The organism is Actinomadura sp. NPDC048955 (assembly GCF_040649435.1).
Taxonomy (GTDB): domain Bacteria; phylum Actinomycetota; class Actinomycetes; order Streptosporangiales; family Streptosporangiaceae; genus Spirillospora; species Spirillospora luteofluorescens.
Genome location: NZ_JBEZJI010000001.1, coordinates 391,494 through 410,036, shown reverse-complemented (window position 1 = coordinate 410,036; position 18,543 = coordinate 391,494). Strand labels below are relative to the sequence as shown.

The window sequence follows — 18,543 nt, the reverse complement described above, 5'->3', positions numbered from 1 at the left end:
CTCATCCACCTCCGCCGCGAAAGGAGCGATCTTGGCCTCGGCCAGCTCACGCACCGAACGCCGCAACAGCTCGTGCTCCTCCGACGGCGCGTACGCGGGAAAATCGCTCATCGTTCCTCCAGGATGCCGGGGCCGCGGGCCGATATTTTGACGGCCAATATTTGGACGCCAAATTAAGCGAGCGGGCGGACGCCGTCAAGGCGCTCCCTGGTGGTCACAGGTGGCGCAGCAGCAGGGCGAGCGCCGGATTGTCGTTGCCGCGCCGCCAGGCCAGGCTCAGCTCCACGGGGGCGGGATCGGGCAGGTCCACGGGGCGGAACACCACCCCCGCGTAGCGCAGCCGGGCCGCCGCCGCTGGCACGAGCGCGAGCCCCCAGCCGCAGCTGACCAGCGCGAGGATGCTGTGCACCTGGCTGAGGTACTGCGCGTACACGGGCGAGACTCGGGCCTGCCGGAACAGGCTGACCAGCAGTTCGTGGAAGTAGCGGGCCTCGACGGGCGAGTACATGAGGAACCGCCGCCCGTCGAGGTCGGCGAGCGAGACCGGGCCGTCCCCCTCCGCCAAAGGATGGCCGTGCGGGACTGCGGCGAGCAGGGACTCGCGGTCGGCGGGGCGATCCTCCAGGTCGGGGTCGCTCACCGGGGGGCGGACGAGCCCGAGGTCCAGACCGCCCTCGGCGAGGGCGCGCACCTGGTCGCGGGTCACCATCTCCCGCAGCACGATCTCCACGTCCGGCAGCGCCGCGCGGGCGGCCTCCAGCACCCGGCCGAGCGTGGCGTGGGCGCTCGCGGCGGTGAAGCCGAGGATGATCGTCCCCGCCTCCCCCGCCGACACCTGCCGGACGGACATCGCGGCGTGGTCGGCCTGCTGGAGCAGCCGGCGGGCCTCGACGAGGAACGCGCGCCCGGCGGGGGTGAGGCGCACCGAGCGGTTCGTCCGGTCGAACAGCCGCACCTTCAGCTCGTTCTCCAGCAGCTGGATCTGGCGGCTGAGCGGCGGCTGCGTCATGCGCAGGCGCCGGGCGGCGCGGCCGAAGTGCAGTTCCTCGGCGACGGCCACGAAGTTCGCGAGCTGGGTGAGCGTGAACATCGATTCGCTTCGGGTATCAGTGGATGCGTTTTCTGTGTTGGACCTGGATCGATCGACCATCCTAGCCTCGGGGCATGAAGCAGACCGCGCCCGACGAGATCGCCCGGCGGCTCGGGTCCGGGCTCCTGTCGTTCCCCGTCACCCACTTCCGCGACGACCTGTCGTTCGACGAGGACGCCTACCGCGAGAACATCGCCCGCCTCGGCGGGTACGACGTGGCGGGCCTGTTCGCGGCGGGCGGGACGGGCGAGTTCTTCTCACTGACGCCGGACGAGGTCGGCCGGGTCGTGCGCGCGGCGGTCGCGGAGGCGCCGGACGGCGTCCCGGTGGTCGCGCCCGCCGGGTACGGGACGGCGCAGGCCGTGCGGATGGCCGAGGACGCCGAGCGCGCGGGCGCCGACGGGGTGCTGCTGTTCCCGCCCTACCTCACCGAGGCCCCGCAGGAGGGCCTGGCGGCGCACGTCCGGGCGGTGTGCCGGGCCACCCGCCTCGGCGTGACGGTCTACAGCCGCGCCAACGCCGTCTACCAGGACGCGACGATCGCCGACCTGGCCGACGCGTGCCCGAACCTCGTCGGCTTCAAGGACGGCGTCGGCGATCTGGAGCTGATGACGCGGATCCGGTCCCGCCTCGGCGACCGCCTCGTCTACGTCGGCGGGCTGCCGACCGCCGAGACGTTCGCCCTCCCCTACCGGGAGATGGGCGTCACGACGTACTCGTCGGCGATCTTCAACTTCGCCCCGGAGTTCGCGCTCGCCTTCCACGCCGCCGTCCTCGCCGGCGACCGGGACGGGGTCCACCGGCGGCTGGCGGAGTTCGTCCTGCCGTACTGCGAGATCCGCAACCGCCGCAAGGGATACGCGGTGAGCATCGTCAAGGCCGGCATGCGGGTCACCGGACGGCCCGCCGGCCCCGTCCGCCCGCCGCTGACGGACCTGACCGGGGACGAGACGGCACGGCTCGCGGAACTCGTGAAGCGGGTGCGCTGAGATGGCGGGCGCCGCGGCCGGCGAGGCGGTCCGCGACCGGATCGCCTGGATCGAGCTGTCGTCGGTCACGCTGCCGCTCGCCGCGCCCGTCAGCGACGCGAAGGTGCTCACCGGGCGGCAGCGGCCGATGACCGAGGTGGTGTTCCTGTTCGCCGAGATCGGCACCGAGCAGGGCCACGAGGGCGTCGGGTTCGGGTACTCCAAGCGCGCGGGCGGCCCCGGCCAGTTCGCGCACGCCGCCGAGATCGCCCCCGCCGCCGTCGGCGAGGATCCGAGCGACATCGGCAGGATCGGGACGAAGCTGGCATGGGCGGGGGCGTCGGCCGGGCGCGGCGGCCTCGCCGGGCAGGCGATCGCCGCCATCGACATCGCGCTGTGGGACCTGAAGGCCAGGCGCGCGGGCCTGCCGCTCGCCAAGCTCCTCGGCGCGCACCGCGACTCCGTGCGCTGCTACGACACCACGGGCGGGTTCCTCGGCGCACCGCTGGAGGAGGTGCTCGACAACGCGGCCGCCTCCGCGGGGGCCGGGATCGGCGGCGTCAAGATCAAGGTCGGGCATCCCGACCACGCCGAGGACCTGCGCCGCGTCGCGGCCGTCCGGGAGCGGCTCGGCGACGGGTTCCCGCTCATGGTGGACGCCAACCAGCAGTGGGACCGGCCGGCCGCGCGCCGGATGGGGCGCGCGCTGGAGGAGTTCGGCCTCACCTGGATCGAGGAGCCCCTGGACGCCCACGACGCCGAGGGGCACGCCGCGCTGGTGCGGGCGCTCGACACCCCCGTCGCGAGCGGGGAGATGCTGACCAGCGTGGCCGAGCACCGCGAGCTCATCGACCGGGGCGCCGTCGACGTCCTGCAGCCGGACGCCCCGCGCATCGGCGGCATCACCGGCTTCCTGAAGGTCGCCGCGCTCGCCGAGCACCGGCACCTGGCGCTCGCGCCGCACTTCGCGATGGAGATCCATCTGCATCTGGCGGCCGCGTACCCGTCCGAGCCGTGGGTGGAGCACTTCGACTGGCTCGGCCCGCTGTTCGAGGAACGGCTCACCATCGAGGGCGGGCGGATGCACGTCCCGTCCCGTCCCGGTCTCGGCATCACGCTCAGCGAGCGGGCCCGCGCCTGGACGACGCGGCGGGCCCTCGCCGGCGCCCGGCCCTGACCGGGCGCCGGAGGAGCTGCTGGAGCAGGGGTCGAACCTGCATGACGTGATCCAGAATCACGCATCCTGCCCTTGGATGATCCAGCACGGGTGCCCGCCGGCGGGCGGTGGCGTCCGCCCGCCGTGGGCACGGGGAGGACCGGCCGGGGGTCGTTACTCCCGCCGGTCCAGTCCAGAGCCGCACCCGGGAATCGAACCCGGTTCTGCTGGGTGGAGACCAGCCGCCTCACCATTCAGGCCTGTGCGGCGCGCGGAGCAGAAAAGGCTCCGCCCGGTGGCCGTTCAAGGCCGTGGATCGGGCCGGACTCGAACCGGCATCCTCCCGCTTGCAAGGCGGGCGCTCTCCCCATTGAGCTACTGACCCCTGATAAAAGAGAAAGGCCGCCGGGATCTCTCCCTGACGGCCTCCGGCGGAGCCTGACGGCTCTATCCGGAGGCGTTTCCGGCAAGGGCGAAGCCCTGACCGGCCCCGAACCCGAGGGGCTGTCGGGCCTGCCGCCTGATGGTCGTGACCATGGCCTTCGCCGCCTCCCGTCCGCTTCCGACCTTTTCCATGCCCCTATGGTGCGGGACGCCGCTCGGGCACGCAACGCCTTTTCCATGCGAACGCCCCGGGCCGTTCGGGGAGAATCGGCCCGGGGCGAGTCGGATGTGCGTCACGCCGCCCCGCGGCGGCTGCGGCCGCGGCCGGGGGTCAGCAACCGCCCCAGAACGCGGAACGGCAGGGTCACGACGCTGATGATCGTCCCGACAATGGCGCTGATCGCTGCGCTGATGCGGCGCATCTGGCTTCACTCCTTCGGCTCGGTCCTGACCGACCGATACCCGCCTGTGGAGTTTTACACCGGCTTTGCCCCGGCAATGACGGTGGCGGAGAACTCCTCGGACGTGGCGACCGCGGGAGCGAGGCCGCCGGCCTCCACGGCGGCGACGGCGGCGGCGGCCTGCCGCTCGCTCGTCTCGAACAGCAGGCGGCCGCCCGGGGCGAGCCAGCGCGACGCCTCGGCGGTGACGCGGCGCAGCACGTCGAGACCGTCCGGCCCGCCGTCGAGCGACGAGCGCGGCTCGTGGTCGCGCGCCTCCGCCGGCATCAGGGCGATGTCCCCGGTCGGGACGTAAGGGACGTTGGCCAGCAGGACGTCGACCCGTCCGCGCAGCTCGCCCGGGACGGCGTCGAAGAGGTCGCCCTCGTGGGCCGTGCCGCCGTACGGCGCGATGTTGCCGCGGGCGCAGCGCACCGCCGCGGGTTCGATGTCGGCGGCGTGCAGGACGCACTCGCCCGCGCCGGAGGCGAGCGCGGCCCCGAGCGCGCCCGACCCGCAGCACAGGTCGAGGATCACGGGGCGGGGAGGCGCGAGGGCGTGGGCCCTCCGGACGAGGAACTCGGTGCGGGGCCGGGGCACGAAGACCCCGGGGCCGACGGCGATCCGCAGCCCGCAGAACATCGCCCAGCCGAGGACGTGTTCGAGCGGCTCGCCGGCCGCGCGGCGCTCCACCATGGCGGCGGCGTCGCCGGGGGCGGGGGCGGTGGAGAGGATGAGGCGCGCCTCGTCCTCGGCGAACACGCAGCCGGCTGCGCGGAGCCTGGAGACGATGGCGGGCTCGGTGAGGGGTGCTGTCATAGGAGTCCGCAACTGTATCCGGCACCGTGGCCTCCCGCGTGTCCCCGGCATGGCCGGCCGGGCGCGACAATGGAGCGTCGTCCAGAAGCCGGGGGTCGTGGGTGTCGGACAGATCGGACCTGAGGGCCGACTGCGCCAGCTGTTTCGGGCTGTGCTGTGTGGCGCTGCCGTTCGCCCGGTCCACCGACTTCGCTGTGGACAAGGACGCGGGCGAGCCCTGCCGCAACCTCCTGGCCGACTTCCGCTGCGGCATCCACGCCGACCTCCGGCGGCGCGGCTTCCCGGGCTGCACGGTGTTCGACTGCTTCGGCGCCGGTCAGAAGGTGTCGCAGGAGACCTTCTCCGGCCGGGACTGGCGCGGGGACCCGGAGGTCGCGCGCCGCATGTTCGCGGTGTTCCCCGTCATGCGGCAGCTCCACGAACTGCTCTGGTACCTGGACCAGGCCGCGGCGCTGCCGTCCTCCGGCCCGATCCTCGATGAGCTGCGGCGGGCGTCCGGCGAGGTCGACCGCCTCACCGGAGGCGACCCCGGCGAAATCGCCGAGGTGGACGTCCGGGCCGTCCGGGAGAGGGTGAACGGCCTGCTGCCGCGGGCGGGCGAGCTCGCCAGGGCCGGTGTCCCCGGGCGGCGGAAGAACCGGCGGGGCGCAGATCTGATGGGTGCGAGGCTCAGGCGCGCCGACCTGCGCGGCGCCGACCTGCGCGGCGCGTACCTGATCGCCGCCGACCTGCGGGACGCGGACCTGCGGGTCGCGGACCTGACCGGGGCGGACCTGCGGGACGCCGACCTGCGCGGCGCCGACCTCACCGGGTGCCTCTTCCTGACCCAGGCGCAGCTCGACTCGGCGCGCGGTGACGCGGCGACGCGGCTGCCGGCGGCCCTCGCACGGCCCGAGCACTGGACGACTCCCGCGGCCTGATCTTGTTTAGCCGCCCGGTCAAGGGGCATTTTCGCCTGTCAAAGGGCATTTCCGCAGCGCACGTCGTCGGGGGGTCGCGTGGTGCGGGTCAGATGGTGGGGTACGGGAGCCGTGGCGCTCGTGCTGCTGGTCCTCGGCGGCGGGCTTCCCCTGCTCGACCGCGCCCTCGGGCCCCGCGGGCAGCCGCTGGCGCCGGGCACGGTGGTGTCGGTCGGGACGGAGCGCGGCGGGGCCCGTCCGGTGACGTTCTCGGTCACCTCCCCCGGCTGGGTCCTGAACCGGGGCGCCACCTCCCTCGCCAGCAGCGCCGAACTGTTCAGCGGCGACGTGGTCTTCGACCTCAGCGTGGTGGTGCCGCTGGGATCGGCGGACGCGCGGGCGCTGTGGGGCGGCCTTGGGCGGATCGTCGCCGCGGGCGGTCGCACGCGCCTCGGGACGGGGCCCGTCCCGCTCACGACCACGCAGGGCCTGACCGGGCTGACGGGACGGCTCGCCGGGCGTGAGCGCGTCGGCACGGCGGCCGTCTTCGCCAAGGGGACGCTCGGCGCGGCCGTCACGGCGACGGGCCCGCCGCAGGCCTTCGGTGACGCCGCCCCGCAGGTCGAGGCGATGGTGCGGACGATCAGGATCGCGGCGCCATGGGAATGACCCGCGGCGGTCCGGCGCGCCGTCCCGCGTTCTGGCTGTGGGCGGCGGCGTGCCTGCTCGGCGTCTGGATCGCGTTGCGCGGGATCGGCACGCACGTCTCGGCGTTCCCCGGCGGGGCGGTCGCCGGGGCCGTGCTGCTCGCGCCGGCGCTGGCCGGCGGCGTGTGGCTGCTGCGGCGGCTGCACCCCGTCCGCTCGCCGCCGCTCGGCTACGCGCTGGTCGCGGTGGCGTGGGGCGGGCTGGCCGCGTTCGGGACGGCGCTGCCCGCCAACGCGGCGTTCCAGGCGATCGTCGGGAAGACGGCGGGCCCGGGCTTCAACGCGGCGTGGGGCGCGTCGATCGCCGCGCCGGTGAACGAGGAGATCCTGAAGCTGCTCGGCGTCGCGACGCTGGCGCTGATGGCGCCGGCCGCGGTCCGCGGGCCGCTCGACGGCTGGGGCTACGGCGCGCTGGCGGGGCTGGGCTTCCAGTTCGCGGAGAACTTCCTGTACGTCCTGAACACGATCGTCCTGACGGGCGCCACGCACGACGCGAACGCGGCGTTCTTCTCGTTCGGCACCCGGGTGGTCTGCGGGGCGTGGTGGAGCCACTGGGCGATGACCGCGGTCGGCGGCGCGGGCCTCGGCCTCCTGATCGGGCGGGCCTCGAGGGCGCATCTGGCCGTCGCGATGGGCGCGTTCGTCCTGGCGATGGCGCTGCACTCGTGGTGGGACGCCCCCGTCCTGTCCGGGCTGGTCCTGATGCCGGTGAAGGGCGCGCCGATCCTGCTGGCGGCGGTCGTCGCCTACCGCCTGGCCAGGCGCCGCTACCTCTCGCATTTCCGGCGCACGGTGCACGCGGAGACGAGGGACGGCGTCCTCGTGCCGGGTGAGGGCCACGTGCTCGCGTTCCGCAAGTGGCGCAGGAAGGAGCAGTGGGGAGTGCCGGCCGGGGAGTCGCGCCGGCTGCTCGATCGGCTCCGGGCCGCCGAACTCGCCCTCATCGAGGACGGGCTCGGCGGCCTGGAACCGGACCCGCTGGCCGCCGAGCGGCTGCGCACCGACATCCGCGCCCTGCGGGGCGACCTCAAGGCGTCCGGCGCGAACGTGCGCGTGGCGTAGCGGCCAGGACGCAGGCGCACACGGCCGCGCAGACGCCGGCGGCGATGAACAGCGCCCGGGCGGGGTCGCGGGAGCCGTCCCCGGCTCCGACCGGCGCGAACGTGCCCATGATCGCGACACCGAGCGTGGCGCCGAGCTGGCGGACGGCGTTCAGCACGCCGCCCGCCGCGCCCGCGGTGCCCTCGGGCGCCGCGGCGACGACCATCGTCGCGAGCGCGGGCAGCGCGAACGACACGCCGAAGCCGGTGCACAGCAGGCCCGCGACGAGCGGCGGATAGGACGCGCCGTCCAGCAGCACGGCGCCGAACAGCGCTCCCCCGGCGGTCAGCAGCCCCAGGCCCGCCAGGACGGGGCGGCGCGGGCCGGTCCGCGCGACGATGCGCCCGGTGAGCAGCGGGTTGAACGCGAACGGCAGGGTCATCGGCAGGAACGCCAGGCCGGTCTGGAGCGGCGTCAGCCCGAGGGTCTGCCGGAACACCAGCGGCAGCACGAAGAGCACGCCGGTCATGACGAAGTTGACGGCGGCGCCGGCGGCCAGGGCGGCGGGCATCCCGGGCGCCCGGAGCACCGCCGGGACCAGGACCGGCGCCTCGCTCCCGCGCTCGCGGACCGCGAACGCGGCGCCGGCCGCGACCGCTCCGGCCGCCGAGACGGCCGCGTGCGCGCCCGGCCCGTCTCCCAGGGCGATCAGGGCGTCGGTCAGCAGTCCGAGCGCGGCGCAGGCGAGGAGCTGCGCCGCCGGGTCGAGGCGGCGGGTCCCGCGCGGGCAGTGCACGGACCGTCCCGCCGCGAGCGCGAGGACGGCGGCGGCGAGCGGGACGTTGACCAGGAAGATCGCGCGCCAGCCGGCGAGGCCGACCAGCGCGCCGCCCGCGACGGGTCCGGCGGCGAGGGCGGCGCCGCTGGTCGCCGCCCAGGTCGCCACGGCCCGGGCGCGCTCGGCGGGCGCCGGGTACAGGCGGGCGATCATCGCCATGGAGGCGGGCACGCAGGCCGCGGCGGCGGCGCCGAGGACGGCGCGCAGCGCGACGAGCGTCCACAGGTCAGGCGCCGCGGCGCACAGCAGCGACCCGGCGCCGAAGGCCGCGACGCCCGCGCGGAAGACGCGGTGCGCGCCGTACCGGTCGGCGACGGCGCCCGCCGACAGCAGCAGCGCGCCGAACACGACGGTGTAGCCGGTGACGGCCCACTGCAGGCCCGCGACCGTCCCGTGCAGGGAGTCGGCCAGGTCGGGTTCGGCCACCGACAGGACGGTCGTGTCGAGCAGCACCATGAAGTAGCCGAGTGAGATGCCGAACAGGGCGGGGCCGCGCCGCCCGGAGGGCGCGGCCGTCGCGGGTGAGAGAACCGGGTTCATGGCGCCCCAGTCTGGGAATCCGCGCGGCAGGGCTCCACCGGCCGGCCCGCACGCGGCGTTCGGAATATCCGAACGGAAGGGCCGGGTTGCCACCGGCATGGAACTGCGCCAGCTGCGGACGTTCGAGGCCGTCGTCGCCCACCGGACCGTCACCGACGCCGCCAACGCCCTCGGGCTCGCGCCGTCGTCGGTGTCGGAGCAGATCCGCGCGCTGGAGGCGTCGCTGGGCGTCCCGCTGTTCCACCGCGACCCCAAGGGCATGCGGCCGACCGAGGCGGGCGAGCGGATGCGCGGGTGGGCGCGGCGCCTGCTGCGGCAGGCCGAGCAGGCCCGCCGCGAGGTGGCCGCGGAGCGGCCGGTGCTGCGGCTCGGCGCGCTGGAGTCGATCGCCGCCGCGCACGTCCCCGCCGTCCTGTCCAGGCTGGCCGAGCGGCGGCCGGGGCTGCGGGTCGAGGTCCGGTCGGACGCGGCCCGCGACCAGCTCCTGGACGCGGTCGCCGCCGGGGACCTGGAGGCCGCGCTGCTGCTGGACGCCGGCGAGGGCGTGGGCGGGCTCGGCTTCGCGCCGCCGCCGGCGCCGCTGGACTTCGTGGACGTGGAGCCGGTGCCGCTCGCCCTCGTCGCCGCGCCGGACCACCGGCTCGCGGGAGCGCCCAGCCTGGCCGCCGGCGACCTGCGCGGCGAGAGGCTGCTGGTCAACGTGCCGGCGTGCTCGTTCTGGATGGCCGGTGAGCGGCTCCTCGGCTCCGCCGTCGAGCGGGTGCGGGCGGGCAGCGTCACCGTGATGGCGTCCTGGGCCGAGCAGGGCCTCGGCATCGCGCTGCTCCCCGAGTTCGCCGTCCGCGACCGGCTGGCGGCCGGAACCCTCGCCCGGCTCGCGTTCGACGCCCCCGGCCTCGAACTTCGCCTCGTCTGGCGGGCCGACCGGGAGGGCGTCCCCGGCATGCGGGAGGTCCTGTACGCGGCCGTCGCCTGACCGTTCCGCACCGCCGCCGCGCGGCGTTTGCCCCCACCCGCCCCGGGTAGCCGCCCAGGGGGGAGATCATTGTTCGGCCGGGGAGAACGCTATGGCAGGACGGAACGGGAGCGGAACCGCGAAGGCCGAGCGGGCGCAGAAGCTGTTCTGGGGGGTCAACGACCGGCTCGGGTCCGCCGGGTTCCTGGACAAGAACATCCGCAAGGCGTTCCCCAAGCACTGGTCGTTCCTGCTCGGCGAGATCGCGCTCTACTCGTTCGTCGTCCTCGTGCTCACCGGCGTCTACCTGACGCTGTTCTTCCACCCGAGCGGGGCGGACACGGTCTACGACGGCTCGTACGCCCCGCTGAAGGGCGTCACGGTCAGCGAGGCGTACGCCTCCACCCTGCACCTGTCGTTCGACGTGCGGGGCGGCCTGCTGATGCGGCAGATCCACCACTGGGCGGCGAACGTCTTCGTCGCGGCGATCTGCGTGCACCTGCTGCGGATCTTCTTCACCGGCGCGTTCCGCAAGCCGCGCGAGATCAACTGGGTGATCGGCACGACGCTGTTCGTGCTGGCCGTCGCCGAAGGGTTCGCCGGGTACTCGCTGCCGGACGACCTGCTGTCGGGCACCGGCCTGCGGATCTTCCAGGGCATCCTGCTCTCGGTCCCGCTCGCGGGGACCTACGCGGCCCTGTGGGCCTTCGGCGGGGAGTTCCCCTCCGCCGCGGAGTTCATCCCGCGGCTGTTCACCGTGCACATCCTGATCGTCCCCGGGATCCTGCTGGCCCTCATCACCGCGCACCTGATGATCCTCTGGCACCAGACCCACACGATCTTTCCGGGCCGGGGGCGGCGGGAGCGGGCGGTGACCGGGGAGCCGACCTTCCCGCACTTCGCCACGCAGAGCACGGCCTACTTCCTCTTCACGTTCGGCGTGCTGGCCGGGCTGGCGGCGTTCTTCCAGATCAACCCGGTCTGGCTGTACGGCCCCTACGACCCTGACCAGGTGTCGTTCGGCTCCCAGCCCGACTGGTACGTCGGGTTCCTCGAAGGCTCGCTGCGCATCATGCCGCGCCTGTCCACGACCGTCGCGGGGCACACCGTCTCCTGGAACGTGCTGGTCCCGGCCGTCATCCTGCCCGGGGTGTTCTTCACGCTCATCGGCCTGTACCCGTTCGTGGAGCGCTGGGCCACGGGGGACGAGCGCCTGCACCACCTGCTGGACCGGCCGCGCAACGCCGCGACGAGGACCGCGATCGGCGCCGCCGCCGTCGCCTGGTACGGCGGCCTGCTGGCGGCCGGCGGCAACGACTACATCTCCGCGACCTTCAAGATCCCGCTGTTCTGGACGACCTGGTTCTTCCGCGCCGGGTTCTTCGTCTTCCCGATCGCGGCCTTCGTCATCACCCGCCGGATCTGCCTGAGCCTGCAGCGCCGCGACCTGCGGACGCGCGAGGAGGGCGTGGAGAGCGGGCTGATCTCGCTGACCCCGGACGGGGGGTTCCGGGAGCGGCGCGAGCAGCCGTCCGAGGAGGCGGAGGCGGTGATGGAGGCCCGGCGGCCGGGCGAACTGGTCGCGCCCTACCCGCACCACCTGATCCCGCTGCCGACGCCCGACCGGGCCCACACGCAGGTCCGGACCCGCGTCAACCGCTTCTATCTCAACTACCAGGCGGAGTCGCACGGCGGCGGCCAGGGCGATCTGCGGAAGGGTTCCGGGGAGAACGGCCAGGGCGAGTGACCGGCGCCCGTCAGCCGGACGACGCCGGCGGCGGCAGCGCCGGCTCGGCCTCCTGCGGCGGCTCCTTCGGCGGGTAGTGCAGGTCGAACGCCGGGCGCGAGGAGCGGATGCGCGGCATCGACGTGAAGTTGTGGCGGGGCGGCGGGCAGGAGGTCGCCCACTCCAGCGAGCCGCCGGCGCCCCAGGGGTCGTCGGTCTCGACGCGCTCGGCGTGCCGCCAGGACCACAGCACGTTCCACAGGAACGCGAACGTCGAGGCGCCCAGGACGAACGAGCCGATCGAGGAGACGAGGTTCAGCGTCGCGAACTGGTCGGCGTAGTCGGCGTAGCGGCGCGGCATGCCCTCGGCGCCCAGCCAGTGCTGGACGAGGAAGGTGGTGTGGAAGCCGACGAACAGCGTCCAGAAGTGGATCTTCCCCCAGGTCTCGTTCAGCTTCCGCCCGGTCATCTTCGGCCACCAGAAGTAGAACCCGCCGAACATCGCGAACACCACGGTCCCGAACAGCACGTAGTGAAGGTGGGCGACGACGAAGAAGGAGTCGGTGAGGTGGAAGTCCATCGGGGGCGAGGCGAGGATGACCCCCGTCAGGCCGCCGAACAGGAACGTCACCAGGAACCCGAGCGCGAACAGCATGGGGGTCTCGAAGGTCAGGTGCCCCTTCCAGAGCGTCCCGACCCAGTTGAAGAACTTCAGGCCGGTCGGCACGGCGATCATGAAGGAGGTGATGGAGAAGAACGGCAGCAGCACGCCGCCGGTGGCGAACATGTGGTGCGCCCAGACCGTCATCGACAGCCCGGTGATCGCGATGGTGGCGCCGACCATGCCGAGGTAGCCGAACAGCGGCTTGCGGCTGAACACCGGGATGATCTCGGTGATGATGCCGAAGAACGGCAGCGCCGCGATGTAGACCTCGGGATGGCCGAAGAACCAGAACAGGTGCTGCCAGAGCAGCGCGCCGCCGTTGGAGGGGTCGTAGATGTGGGCGCCCAGCCTGCGGTCGGCCTCCAGCGCGAACAGGGCCGCGGTCAGCACCGGGAAGGCGATGAGCACCATCAGGCTGGTCAGCAGCACGTTCCAGGTGAAGATCGGCAGCCGGAACATCACCATGCCCGGGGCGCGCATCGCGATGATCGTGGCGATCATGTTCACCGAGGTCAGGATCGTCCCGGCGCCGGACAGGATCAGTCCCATGGCCCACATGTCGCCGCCCTGGTTCGGCGTGTAGGCCTGGGTGGACAGGGGCGTGTAGGCGAACCAGCCGAACGCGGGGGCGCCGCCCGGCATGACGAACGAGGCCAGCACCATGAGCGCGCCGAACAGGAACAGGTAGTAGGTGAGCGCGTTCATCCGCGGGAAGGCGACGTCCGGCGCCCCGATCTGCAGCGGGACGAGCACGTTGGCGAACCCGGCGAACAGCGGGGTGGCGAACAGCAGCATCATGATCGTGCCGTGGATGGTGAACATCTCGTTGTAGGTGTGGTTGCTCACCACCTGCTTGCCGGGCTCCAGCAGCTCGGCCCGCATCACCATCGCCATCAGCCCGGCGGCCAGGAACATCGCGAACGACGTCCCGAGATAGAGGTAACCGACCATCTTGTGGTCGGTCGTCGCCAATACATGGCCGATTCTCGTTCCCTTGCGATGCCGCGCGAGCGCGTCGGCGACGCTGGTGTCCTGCCGCCCCTGCACGGTCGTCATCCCAGCTCTCCCCCACGTCCGCCCCCATTCGGCCATTAGCCGCGCACGCCGGTTTCAAACGCGGCGAGCAGGGCCGCGAAGCGGTGGACCGGCGATCACGCGAGGGATGAAGTGGGGAACTTCGGGAAAGCGGCCCAGAAAGGCACAGCCGAAGGAGCTCCCCGTGCGAAACGAGAATCTCAGCCCCCGGGCCCGCGAGCCCGACGAACCCTCGCGTGTCCGGGCCACCGTCGAGGGGCGGGCCGGTGTCGCGGCCGCCCGCGACGAGGCCGCCCACGCGCTCGACCAGCTGGACACCGCGCGCAGAAGGACGGCGCGGGCGCGCCGCGAGACCGGCGCCGGCGCGCCGCCGCCCGCGCAGGAGCAGCGGCTCGCGGAAGCCGCGCACGCGCTGGCGGAGGCCGCGCGCGAACTCGCCCGTGCCGTCCGCGACTGCGGAACGCGGCCCGCCCCCGCCGCAAAAGCGGCCTCCCCGGAGCGGACAGGGCGGCAGACCGCCGCCGGGCCGCTCGTGACGCTCGACCTGGCCCACCGCCTCGGGCCCGGCTGGCGGCTGTACCAGTTCACGACCGCCGACCGGGACGCCCACCGCTGGCATCTTCGGCACGACGGGCACGCCGCCGGGACCGTGACGCACGTCCTGAACCTGCGCGGCCGCCGGACGGGCTGGGAGGCCTATGACGCCCGCGGATTCCGGCTGCGCCCGGAACCGGGGCCGGACGCGTACCCGCCCGCCGCGCCCCGCCTGTGGTCGACCAGGACGGCGGCGGTGCGCGCCACCGCGCGGGCCCACCGCTGCCCCTGACCACCGGAGCGGACGTTTCGCCCCAGTCGCCCGGGTAGGGCCGCCTGGGACGGAGCCCGTCCGACCGGAGGAGCACGATGAAGGCTGTCACCTGGCACGGCAAGCGCGACGTCCGCGTCGAGGAGGTCCCCGACCCGAAGATCAAGGAGCCGAACGACGCGGTCATCCGGGTCACCTCGTCCGGCATCTGCGGCTCGGACCTGCACCTGTACGAGGTGCTCGGGCCGTTCATGAGCGAGGGCGACGTCCTCGGCCACGAGCCGATCGGCGTCGTCGAGGAGACCGGGCCGGACGTCACGCACGTCAAGCCCGGTGACCGCGTGGTCATCCCGTTCAACATCTCGTGCGGGCACTGCCACATGTGCGGCCTCGGGCTGTTCGCCCAGTGCGAGACGACGCAGGTCCGCGAGCAGGGCACGGGCGCGGCACTGTTCGGCTACACGCGGCTGTACGGGCAGGTGCCGGGCGGCCAGGCCGAGTACCTGCGGGTCCCGCAGGCCCAGTTCGGGCCGATCAAGGTGCCGGAGGGGCCACCGGACGAGCGTTACGTCTACCTGTCGGACGTGCTCCCCACGTCCTGGCAGGCGGTGGCCTTCGCCGACATCCCCGAGGGCGGTTCGGTCACCGTGCTGGGGCTCGGCCCGATCGGGCAGATGTCGGCCCGGGTGGCCCGCCATCTCGGCCACCGAGTGATCGCGGTCGACCTCGTCCCGGAGCGGCTGGAGATGGCCCGCCGGCACGGCGTCGAAGTGATCGACGCCTCCGACGCCGACGACGTCCCGGACGCGGTCCGGCAGCTCACCGGCGGGCGCGGCACCGACTCGGTGATCGACGCGGTCGGCATGGAGGCGCACGGCTCCCCCGGCGCCAAGCTCGCGCAGACCCTCACCGGGCTCATGCCGGGCAACGCCGCCGCGCCGCTGATGACGCGCGTCGGGGTGGACCGGCTCGCGGCGCTCACCACGGCCATCGAGGTGGTGCGCCGGAGCGGGACGATCTCCCTCAGCGGCGTGTACGGGGGCATGACGGACCCGCTGCCGATGATGCAGATGTTCGACAAGGGCATCACCCTGCGGATGGGCCAGGCCCACGTCAAGCGCTGGATCGACGACCTGATGCCGCTCGTCGCCGACGACGCCGACCCGCTCGGCGTGATGGACCTCGCCACGCACCGCTGGCCGCTGGAGAAGGCGCCGCAGGCCTACGAGATGTTCCAGAAGAAGCAGGACGGCGCCATCAAGGTGCTGCTGCAGCCGGGCACGTGACGCCGCCCGCGAGGTGATCGCGGGCCGGGGCCTAGGCTTTCCGGCACGTCTTCGGGCGTGCCGATGACCGAGGCTCTGGAGGTGGACCCGATGCACCCGTTCCGCGCCGCCATCGAGGAGGGCGACCTGGACGCCCTCCCGGCGCTGCTGGCCGAGGACGTGACGTTCCTCAGCCCGGTGGCGTTCGCGCCGTACGAGGGGCGGGCGACGGCCACCGCGATCCTGCGCGCGGTGACCCGGGTCTTCACCGACTTCCGCTACGTCCGCGAGATCGGCGGCGGCCGCGACCACGCGCTGGTCTTCAAGGCGCGCGTCGGCGACCGCGAGGTGCACGGCTGCGACTTCCTGCACCACGACGACGCCGGGCTCATCGACGAGTTCTGCGTCATGGTCCGGCCGCTGTCGGGGGCGCAGGCGCTGGCGGACGCGATGGCGGTGCAGTTCGAGACCGTCAGGCGCGAGATGGGTCTCGCCTGACGCCCCGGCTCCCGCCGGGCCTTCCAGAGCTCCACGGTGCCTCCTTCAGGCGCTCAGCGGCGGCGAGTCCTCGGCGCGGCGGCCTTCGCGCTCCAGGCACGTCAGCCGAACCGAGGTGAGGGCGGCGCGGAAGAGCTGGAGGCCGCGCGCGGAGCTCGGGTCGACGCCGGACAGCTCGCGGATGCGGTCCAGGCGGTAGTGCAGGGTGCGGCGGTGGATCCACAGCTCCCGCGCGGCGCGCTCGCGGTCGAGGTTGCAGGCGAGCAGCACCTCCAGCGTCCGCCGCAGGTCGGTGCCGGCGTCGAGCGGGGACAGCACGGCGGCGAGCCGGCCCCGGATGCCGGGCTGCCCGAGGATCGCCAGCTCGACGAGCAGCTCGTCGGCGCGGTAGGGGCGGTCCTCGGCGTCCGGGATGGCCTTGGCGATCGTCAGGACGCGGGAGGCCTCCTCCAGCCCGGCCGGGATGTCGGCGATGCCGCGCCGGTAGGACTCGGCGGCGTGCACCGGGCCGCGCGAGCGGGCGGCGAGCCCCGCGGTGAACTCGGCGGCCAGGTTCTCGGCGCGCAGCGGTTCGGCGGCGGGGAACAGCACGATCAGCCCCGCCGGGTCGCCCGAGTACAGCACGCCCTCCCAGGACTCCAGGCGCCCGCTCTCCCGCTCCCAGTCCTCCGCCGCGAGGGCGGGCGCCTCGCACCGCAGGACGAGGTAGGCGGGCGCGAGGCGGACGCCGGCCGCGTCGGCGATGACGCCGGCGGGAGCGCCGTCGATCAGGGTCTCGGCGAGGAGCCGGCGCAGCGGCCGCGACCTCGTCCCCTCGCGGGGCGCCTCCGCGTAGCCCTGGATGCAGGCCTCCCGCGCGCCGGAGGCGAGCAGGGCCGCGTGCGCTGTCAGCTCGGCCATCTCGGTGAAGCAGCCGGGCGGCGCGACCGTCCAGCAGGTCCGCGCCGCGGCGGCCAGGGCCAGGTCCCACGCCTCCGACAGCACCGGCAGCGGGACCGCCTGCCGGGCCGCGAGGACGCCGAGGTCGCGGAAGCGCCCGCGGTCGTCCTCGGGGAGGGGGGCCCGGCGCAGGACGAGGCCGAGCAGCCGGGCGCAGGTCTCCCGGCGCCCGCCGAACATCGGGCCCGCCGCCCGCCGGATCGGCTGGTAGGCGGGATGGCCGTGCAGTGCCTCCCGGATCGCCGTGGCGACCCGCGGGCAGTGCGCGGCGAGGACTTCCGGGAGGCCGCCGGGAACGGTCATCGACGGTCCTCCCCTAGGCCGCGGCCAGCGGGAGCCCGGGCAGGTGGCCGACGGTGCCGTCGACCACCCGGTGCAGTTCCCGGACGCAGCCCGGATCGCCGCCGAGCATGTCGAGCAGGCCGTGGGCGCGGTCGATCAGCGGAGCGAGGGAGGCGGCGTAGGACTCGGCGACCTCCTCGTCGAGCATCCAGGACGCCATCTCGGCGCGCGCGGACGCCGAGTGGCGGGCGGCGGCGTGCAGCGCGAGGGCTTCGCGACGCCGCGCGGGGGGCAGCTCGGCCAGCAGGTGGACGAGCAGGAACGTGGCGGTGCCGGCCGCGAGGTCCTCGTACCGCCCGGAGGCGAGGTCGCGCTGGTCGTCGGCGAGCCGGCGCAGCACGCCGAGGGCGCGGCCGTACGCCCGCCAGCCCGCGACCCGGTGGTCGACGGCTCCGGCGAGGCGCGCGGCCGAGGCCGCGGCCATCGCGTAGGGCGCGCCGGCCCTGCCCTCGTAGCCGCGCAGCACCGACTCGGGGGTCGCGTTCGGCGCCCGCTCGGTGAGGTCGCGGAGCCGGCCGTCGACGGCGTCCACCCAGGAGCGCGACAGCTCGTCCGCGAGCGCGGCGCGGACGGCGGCGCCGGCGGGCAGGCCGGCGATGAGCCGGCCGGGCAGCTGGCCGCCGACGGCCAGCGCGGTGAGCACCCTCCCGCCGGCGCCGCCCCCGGGGGACGGTGCGCCGGCGGCGCCGGTGAGGTCGTGGAGGTAGAGGGCCGACGCCCACCAGAGCAGGTGCAGCACGGCGACGGGCATCGCGGGGCCCGGCTCGCCGGTCTCCGCGCCGTGCACCAGCAGCGGCAGCGTGATCATCGCCTTCACGCCGGGACGCGAGCCCTCGGCCCGGGCGAGGTCGAAGAACTCCACGAGGAACTCCGACATGGCGCCCCCGACCATCTCGCGGCCCTCGTCCACGCCCATCGCGAGGCCCTCGGCGAGCAGCTCGCACAGCCGCGCCATCTCCGCCTCGACCTCGGCGATCGCCCGTTCCTGGGCGGCCCTGCCGAACGCTCCTTCGTCCACGTGCCAACTCCTCTGCTGCGGGGGTGTCTCGGGCCGTGCCGGCGCCGCCGTCCGGCTCGATCCGGGCGCCGCCGAGAGTGCCGGCTCACGGAATCGGTCGATGACGGCCCCGGCCACGCGCGTTTCCTGATTTCTTCGACCACAACGCTCGCCGGCCCGGCCGGAAACGGCGCCGGTGCCCTTCCGGGGAAGGTCGGATAAGCCGACCGGACGGCCGTCATCTTGCTACAGAAATGCGGATTGCTGAACTGCACTCCCGGGCAGTCCAGGGCGCGCCGGGCTGCCCGGACCGGCAACCGGCGCGGCGCGAGCACCGTCCGCGCTAGGCTCCTCTGCCCCGGAAACCGCATGTCAGCGTCTGCTTGCAGGAACCGCCCCGGCGACGCGGGCACGGACCTCGCACGTCACCCGCTC

Annotated in this window: 19 protein-coding genes and 3 tRNA genes; 10 read left to right on the top strand and 12 right to left on the bottom strand. The window is 74.1% G+C overall.

All coding sequences use genetic code 11. From position 1 onward, the window contains the following. Together AB0C84_RS01960 and AB0C84_RS01955 are read right to left on the bottom strand one after the other, a co-directional pair. Positions 1 to 111 (bottom strand): acyl-CoA dehydrogenase family protein (locus AB0C84_RS01960; protein ID WP_361060205.1); only part of this gene is annotated, 111 nt, incomplete at its 3' end. 103 nt (positions 112 to 214) lie between these two features. Next, the gene (locus tag AB0C84_RS01955) at positions 215 to 1,090 is read right to left on the bottom strand and encodes a LysR substrate-binding domain-containing protein (RefSeq protein WP_361060191.1); all 876 of its coding nucleotides are present in this window, start codon (positions 1,088 to 1,090) and stop codon (positions 215 to 217) included. A 74-nt stretch (positions 1,091 to 1,164) separates the two neighbouring features. Between AB0C84_RS01955 and kdgD the strand changes: the two genes are divergently transcribed. After that, the gene (gene kdgD, locus AB0C84_RS01950; protein ID WP_361060189.1) at positions 1,165 to 2,079 is read left to right on the top strand and encodes a 5-dehydro-4-deoxyglucarate dehydratase; all 915 of its coding nucleotides are present in this window, start codon (positions 1,165 to 1,167) and stop codon (positions 2,077 to 2,079) included. Between the two features lies 1 nt (position 2,080). Further along, positions 2,081 to 3,235, top strand: coding sequence for a mandelate racemase/muconate lactonizing enzyme family protein (locus AB0C84_RS01945; RefSeq protein ID WP_361060187.1), 1,155 nt, complete (start codon positions 2,081 to 2,083; stop codon positions 3,233 to 3,235). A 16-nt stretch (positions 3,236 to 3,251) separates the two neighbouring features. On the opposite strand, the gene AB0C84_RS01940 is transcribed toward AB0C84_RS01945, so the two are convergent. The 6 genes from AB0C84_RS01940 to AB0C84_RS01915 form a co-directional block, all read right to left on the bottom strand. Further along, positions 3,252 to 3,322: transfer RNA gene (locus AB0C84_RS01940), tRNA-Gln, on the bottom strand. Between the two features lie 89 nt (positions 3,323 to 3,411). Further along, a tRNA-Gly gene (locus AB0C84_RS01935) sits at positions 3,412 to 3,483 on the bottom strand. Between the two features lie 43 nt (positions 3,484 to 3,526). After that, positions 3,527 to 3,599, bottom strand: a tRNA-Ala gene (locus AB0C84_RS01930). Positions 3,600 to 3,661: 62 nt separating this feature from the next. Further along, positions 3,662 to 3,790: a hypothetical protein gene (locus AB0C84_RS01925; protein ID WP_361060185.1), complete on the bottom strand. Its 129-nt coding sequence runs from the start codon at positions 3,788 to 3,790 to the stop codon at positions 3,662 to 3,664. 101 nt (positions 3,791 to 3,891) lie between these two features. Then, positions 3,892 to 4,020: an LPFR motif small protein gene (locus AB0C84_RS01920; RefSeq protein ID WP_258939140.1), complete on the bottom strand. Its 129-nt coding sequence runs from the start codon at positions 4,018 to 4,020 to the stop codon at positions 3,892 to 3,894. Between the two features lie 54 nt (positions 4,021 to 4,074). Continuing rightward, the gene (locus AB0C84_RS01915) at positions 4,075 to 4,857 is read right to left on the bottom strand and encodes a putative protein N(5)-glutamine methyltransferase (protein WP_361060183.1); all 783 of its coding nucleotides are present in this window, start codon (positions 4,855 to 4,857) and stop codon (positions 4,075 to 4,077) included. Positions 4,858 to 4,958: 101 nt separating this feature from the next. Between AB0C84_RS01915 and AB0C84_RS01910 the strand changes: the two genes are divergently transcribed. The 3 genes from AB0C84_RS01910 to AB0C84_RS01900 all read left to right on the top strand — a co-directional run bounded on the left by AB0C84_RS01910 (position 4,959) and on the right by AB0C84_RS01900 (position 7,525). Then, the gene (locus AB0C84_RS01910) at positions 4,959 to 5,777 is read left to right on the top strand and encodes a pentapeptide repeat-containing protein (protein ID WP_361060181.1); all 819 of its coding nucleotides are present in this window, start codon (positions 4,959 to 4,961) and stop codon (positions 5,775 to 5,777) included. Positions 5,778 to 5,888: 111 nt separating this feature from the next. Beyond that, positions 5,889 to 6,425, top strand: coding sequence for a hypothetical protein (locus tag AB0C84_RS01905; protein WP_361060180.1), 537 nt, complete (start codon positions 5,889 to 5,891; stop codon positions 6,423 to 6,425). Then, positions 6,416 to 7,525 (top strand): PrsW family intramembrane metalloprotease, encoded by a 1,110-nt coding sequence (locus AB0C84_RS01900; RefSeq protein WP_361060178.1) that lies wholly within the window; start codon positions 6,416 to 6,418, stop codon positions 7,523 to 7,525. Before AB0C84_RS01905 ends, AB0C84_RS01900 begins: the two co-directional genes overlap by 10 nt. On the opposite strand, the gene AB0C84_RS01895 is transcribed toward AB0C84_RS01900, so the two are convergent. Continuing rightward, positions 7,491 to 8,882 (bottom strand): MFS transporter, encoded by a 1,392-nt coding sequence (locus AB0C84_RS01895; RefSeq protein ID WP_361060176.1) that lies wholly within the window; start codon positions 8,880 to 8,882, stop codon positions 7,491 to 7,493. The genes AB0C84_RS01900 and AB0C84_RS01895 overlap by 35 nt on opposite strands. Positions 8,883 to 8,979: 97 nt before the next feature. Here AB0C84_RS01895 and AB0C84_RS01890 point away from each other — a divergent pair, with 97 nt between their 5' ends. Then, positions 8,980 to 9,858 (top strand): LysR family transcriptional regulator, encoded by an 879-nt coding sequence (locus AB0C84_RS01890; protein ID WP_361060174.1) that lies wholly within the window; start codon positions 8,980 to 8,982, stop codon positions 9,856 to 9,858. A gap of 91 nt (positions 9,859 to 9,949) precedes the next feature. Continuing rightward, entirely contained in the window at positions 9,950 to 11,584 is a 1,635-nt protein-coding gene (locus AB0C84_RS01885) for a ubiquinol-cytochrome c reductase cytochrome b subunit (protein WP_361060172.1), read from the top strand. A gap of 10 nt (positions 11,585 to 11,594) precedes the next feature. Here the strand turns inward: AB0C84_RS01885 and ctaD are convergent, their stop codons facing one another. Next, positions 11,595 to 13,283 (bottom strand): cytochrome c oxidase subunit I, encoded by a 1,689-nt coding sequence (gene ctaD / locus AB0C84_RS01880; protein WP_361060170.1) that lies wholly within the window; start codon positions 13,281 to 13,283, stop codon positions 11,595 to 11,597. 163 nt (positions 13,284 to 13,446) lie between these two features. Between ctaD and AB0C84_RS01875 the strand changes: the two genes are divergently transcribed. The 3 genes from AB0C84_RS01875 to AB0C84_RS01865 all read left to right on the top strand — a co-directional run bounded on the left by AB0C84_RS01875 (position 13,447) and on the right by AB0C84_RS01865 (position 15,830). Beyond that, positions 13,447 to 14,088 (top strand): hypothetical protein, encoded by a 642-nt coding sequence (locus AB0C84_RS01875; RefSeq protein ID WP_361060169.1) that lies wholly within the window; start codon positions 13,447 to 13,449, stop codon positions 14,086 to 14,088. Between the two features lie 77 nt (positions 14,089 to 14,165). Beyond that, positions 14,166 to 15,353, top strand: a complete 1,188-nt coding sequence (locus tag AB0C84_RS01870; protein ID WP_179842635.1) for a zinc-dependent alcohol dehydrogenase — start codon at positions 14,166 to 14,168, stop codon at positions 15,351 to 15,353. A 90-nt stretch (positions 15,354 to 15,443) separates the two neighbouring features. Continuing rightward, positions 15,444 to 15,830 carry a nuclear transport factor 2 family protein gene (locus AB0C84_RS01865; RefSeq protein ID WP_361060203.1) on the top strand — a complete coding sequence of 129 codons (387 nt, stop codon included), beginning with the start codon at positions 15,444 to 15,446 and terminating at the stop codon, positions 15,828 to 15,830. Positions 15,831 to 15,875: 45 nt separating this feature from the next. Here the strand turns inward: AB0C84_RS01865 and AB0C84_RS01860 are convergent, their stop codons facing one another. Beyond that, positions 15,876 to 17,072 (bottom strand): helix-turn-helix domain-containing protein, encoded by a 1,197-nt coding sequence (locus tag AB0C84_RS01860; protein WP_361060166.1) that lies wholly within the window; start codon positions 17,070 to 17,072, stop codon positions 15,876 to 15,878. 13 nt (positions 17,073 to 17,085) lie between these two features. Next, complete coding sequence (locus AB0C84_RS01855; RefSeq protein WP_361060165.1) at positions 17,086 to 18,129, bottom strand: hypothetical protein; 1,044 nt, start codon at positions 18,127 to 18,129, stop codon at positions 17,086 to 17,088. Positions 18,130 to 18,543: the final 414 nt, after the last annotated feature.